At 63.2% G+C, this 3,931-nt stretch carries 3 protein-coding genes and 1 pseudogene; 3 read left to right on the forward strand and 1 reads right to left on the reverse strand.

The genetic code is table 11. The features are described 5' to 3' along the window. Positions 1-144: 144 nt before the first annotated feature. Positions 145-1,023, forward strand: a complete 879-nt coding sequence (locus RMN73_RS03165; RefSeq protein ID WP_309601868.1) for a dienelactone hydrolase family protein — start codon at positions 145-147, stop codon at positions 1,021-1,023. 57 nt (positions 1,024-1,080) lie between these two features. On the opposite strand, the gene RMN73_RS03170 is transcribed toward RMN73_RS03165, so the two are convergent. Next, positions 1,081-1,824, reverse strand: a complete 744-nt coding sequence (locus RMN73_RS03170; RefSeq protein ID WP_309601869.1) for a Bax inhibitor-1/YccA family protein — start codon at positions 1,822-1,824, stop codon at positions 1,081-1,083. Positions 1,825-1,947: 123 nt separating this feature from the next. Here RMN73_RS03170 and thpR point away from each other — a divergent pair, with 123 nt between their 5' ends. Both thpR and RMN73_RS03180 read left to right on the forward strand, forming a co-directional pair. Then, entirely contained in the window at positions 1,948-2,484 is a 537-nt protein-coding gene (gene thpR / locus RMN73_RS03175; RefSeq protein WP_309601870.1) for an RNA 2',3'-cyclic phosphodiesterase, read from the forward strand. A 125-nt stretch (positions 2,485-2,609) separates the two neighbouring features. Further along, a pseudogene (locus RMN73_RS03180) lies at positions 2,610-3,931 on the forward strand (excinuclease ABC subunit A); the annotation flags it as partial.

Consider the following 3,931-nt stretch of genomic DNA (forward strand, 5'->3'; position numbering starts at 1 on the left):
ACGCAATTCGGCACTCTTCCGTCGCTTCAGCCGTTCCTTGATTATGGCGAGCGGCTGTCCGTTCGCGAGGCATACCAGCGCGGCAAGGGGATCGACATGCAATTGATCGCCGAGATGCAGCCCGCCGCCAGTTAGGGAGAATATATGGACCAGGAACAGCGCCAGCAGGCGATCGACCTATACGACGTCTATACGCACGAGGGCATGGACCGGCGCGTCTTTATGACGCGGATGACGGCGATTGCCGGGAGCGCCGCCGCCGCATCGGCGCTGGTTGCGACGATATCCGCCAATCCCGCTGCAGCCGCCATCGTCCCCGCCACCGACAAGCGCCTGCGCACGATGACCACCAGGCTTGGCGGCAACAATGGCCTGCCGCTGTACACCGCTTACACCGCCGAGCCTGCCAACGGCGCGCGCGAGGGATCGGTGATCGTGATTCACGAAAATCGCGGGCTCAACGATCACGGGCGTGACGTAGCGCGGCGGCTGGCGCTGTCCGGTTTCCACGCGGTTGCGGTCGACTGGCTGTCGCCACTGGGCGGTACCCCGGCCGACGAAAATCAGGCGCGCGAGATGATCGGCAAGCTCGATCTGACCGCCGCGACGAGTGACGCGGTGGCGATGCTCGATCTGCTGGCCAAGCGCAAAGGTGGCAACGGCAAGGTTGGGGTCATCGGATTCTGCTGGGGTGGCGCGTTCGTCAACCGGCTGGCGGTGGCGGCGGGCGACAAGTTGAATGTCGGGGTGTCCTATTATGGGGTCGCGCCGGACCCGGCCGAAGGAGCGCGCGTGACGGCGCCGCTGGTCATCCAACTCGCCAGCCTCGACGATCGGGTCAACAAATCGGCCTTCCCGTGGATCACCGCGCTTCGCGCTGCGGGCAAGCCGGTCAAATATTTCGGCTATGACGGGGTCAATCACGCATTCAATAACGACACGTCAGCCGAGCGCTACAACAAGGCGGCATCCGACCTCGCTTGGAAGCGGACCATCGCCGCCTTCAAACGGCATTTGGCGTAAAAAAAGGCCCGACGGATTGCTCCGCCGGGCCTTTTGTCTAGCGTATGAACGCGCCGATTAGCGGCGGTCGCCCATGAAGCTGAGCAGGAACGTGAACATATTGATGAAGTCGAGATAGAGGCTCAGCGCGCCCATGATGACGGTCTTGCCCATCATGTCGGTACCCGCAACATGCGCATACATCGACTTGATCTTCTGCGTGTCATAAGCGGTCAGGCCGGCGAACAACAACACGCCGATCGCGCTGATTGCCAACTGCATTGCCGGCGACCGGAGGAACAGGTTGATCACCATCGCTACCAGCAGCCCGACCACGCCCATGATCAGGAACGTGCCGAAACCCGACAAATCCTTCTTGGTGGTATAGCCGTACAGGCTAAGCCCCATGAACGCCGCCGAAACCGCGAAGAACGTCTGCGCGATCGAAGTGCCGGTATAGACCAGGAAAATGGTCGACATCGACAGGCCCATCGCGGTGGCGAACGCCCAGAACAGCAATTGCAGGGTCCCAGTCGACAGCCGATTGACACCAAAGCTCATCACCATGACGAAGCCCAACGGCGCCAGCATGATCAACCAGCGAAGCGGCGTTGCCATCACCTGGGCGGCCATCCCGCTGTTGGCGAACAGCAATGCGACGATGCCGGTCAGCAGCACCCCCGACGCCATGTAATTATAAACTGACAGCATGTAGGACCGAAGGCCCGCATCACGGGCAACCGTTGGCACACCGACGGCAATCGCCGGGTCTACGCGGCCAACGTTGCCCGAGCCTTGGCGCGGGTCGAACTGGTTCTGCATTTCTTCTCCTCTTCCGGGGGGCCTCGACGACACATCCCCTAACGCCGGCAATATCGGTGTTTCGCGGCTCGACTTCAAGGAAAATTGATCGCGCTTCGTCCCGGCGCTCGATAGCATGGCGCGATGCATCGCTTGTTCGTCGCCCTCCGACCGCCGCCAGCCCTTCGTAAGGCATGCCTTGGAGCGATGGAGGACGGCCCGCCGGGATGGGCGTGGCAGGCGGATGAGCAGCTCCATCTGACCTTGCGCTACATCGGCGAGGTCGACCGGCCAGTGGCGGAGGATGTTGATGAGGCATTGGGGTCGATCCACGCCGCGCCGGTGATGTTTGGCTTGAATGGGGTCGGCTGGTTCGACCAGCGACCGCGCGGCGCGCTGTTTGCCCGCGCCGCCCCCGCCGATCCGCTGGCGGCGCTCCATAACAAGCTCGACCGGGCATTGGTGCGGATCGGGCTTGAACCCGAGCGGCGCGCCTATCTCCCCCACATCACGCTGGCCCGCCGACGGTCAGGCGCGGTCGATCCAACGGGATGGGTCGAGCGCAATGCCGGGCTTGCCAGCAGCAGCGAACTGGTGACCGCGATGATCCTCTACGACAGCCAGCACGGCCGCCACGGATCCTCCTATGAGGCGATTGCACGCTATCCGTTGGCGGGTTGATCCTGCGCGCTGGGAACCCATCTAGACCGAGGCGTTGTTCGGTCGAACGGCCGCCTTGCCCGAATCGAACAAATATGGAACAAACGCCCGATGCTGACCCACATTTCAAAGCATAGGCCTGCCGTATGCTGACCCACATCAGCGTACGCGGTGCGCGCGAGCATAACCTCAAGGGAGTCAACGTCGAGATTCCGCGCGAGAGCCTGACGGTGATCACCGGCCTGTCGGGATCGGGCAAGTCGTCCCTCGCCTTCGACACCATCTATGCCGAGGGTCAGCGGTGTTATGTCGAGAGCCTGTCGGCCTATGCGCGGCAATTCCTCGAGATGATGCAGAAGCCCGATGTCGAGCATATCGACGGGCTGTCGCCGGCAATCTCGATCGAGCAGAAAACCACCAGCCGCAACCCGCGCTCGACGGTCGCAACGGTGACCGAAATTTACGACTATATGCGACTTTTGTGGGCGCGCGTTGGCGTGCCTTACTCGCCCGCGACGGGCTTGCCGATCGAGGCCCAGCAAGTGAGCCAGATGGTCGACCGCGTGATGGCCTTGCCCGAGGGGTCGCGGCACTATCTGCTCGCCCCGGTGGTGCGCGGCCGCAAGGGCGAATATCGCAAGGAACTGGCCGAGTGGCAGAAGGCCGGCTTCACCCGCGTCCGCATCGACGGCGAGATGATGGCGATCGAGGATGCCCCCGCGCTCGACAAGAAATACAAGCATGACATTGAGGTCGTGGTCGACCGGATCGGGATCAAGGCGGGGATTGAAAGCCGCCTCGCTGACAGTTTCGAGACCGCACTCAAACTCGCCGACGGGCTGGCGTTTCTCGACCCCGCCGATCCGCCGGCCGAGCTCGACGCGACCCAATCGGGAATGAAGCTCGACTATGGCGCGCCCGGCCGGATCGTCTTTTCGGAGAAGTTCGCCTGCCCCGTCTCCGGCTTCACCATCGCCGAGATCGAACCCCGCCTGTTCAGCTTCAACGCCCCGCAAGGCGCTTGCCCGACCTGTGATGGACTTGGCGAAAAGATGCTGTTCGACGACGATCTGGTGGTCCCCAATCACGCGCTGTCGATCGCCAAGGGCGCGGTGGTGCCGTGGGCCAAGAGCCAGCCGCCCTCGCCTTATTACATGCAGGTGCTTGGGTCCCTAGCGCGCGCCTATGACTTCGATCTAGCCACTCCGTGGGGCGAGCTTTCGCCCGACATCCACCAGATCATCCTGCGCGGCACGCGCGGCAAGGCGGTTGCGCTGCGGTTCGTCGACGGGCGCAAATCCTATGAGGTCAAGAAAGCGTTCGAAGGCGTGATCGGCAATCTCGAGCGCCGCTTGCTGTCGACCGAAAGCGCGTGGATGCGCGAGGAATTGTCGCGTTATCAGGCCAGCCACGCGTGCGAAGTGTGCCACGGCGCGCGGCTCCGGCCCGAGGCGCTGTCGGTCAAGAT

It is taken from the genome of Sphingomonas sp. (assembly GCF_031372575.1).
In the GTDB taxonomy this organism is placed as follows: Bacteria; Pseudomonadota; Alphaproteobacteria; order Sphingomonadales; family Sphingomonadaceae; genus Sphingomicrobium.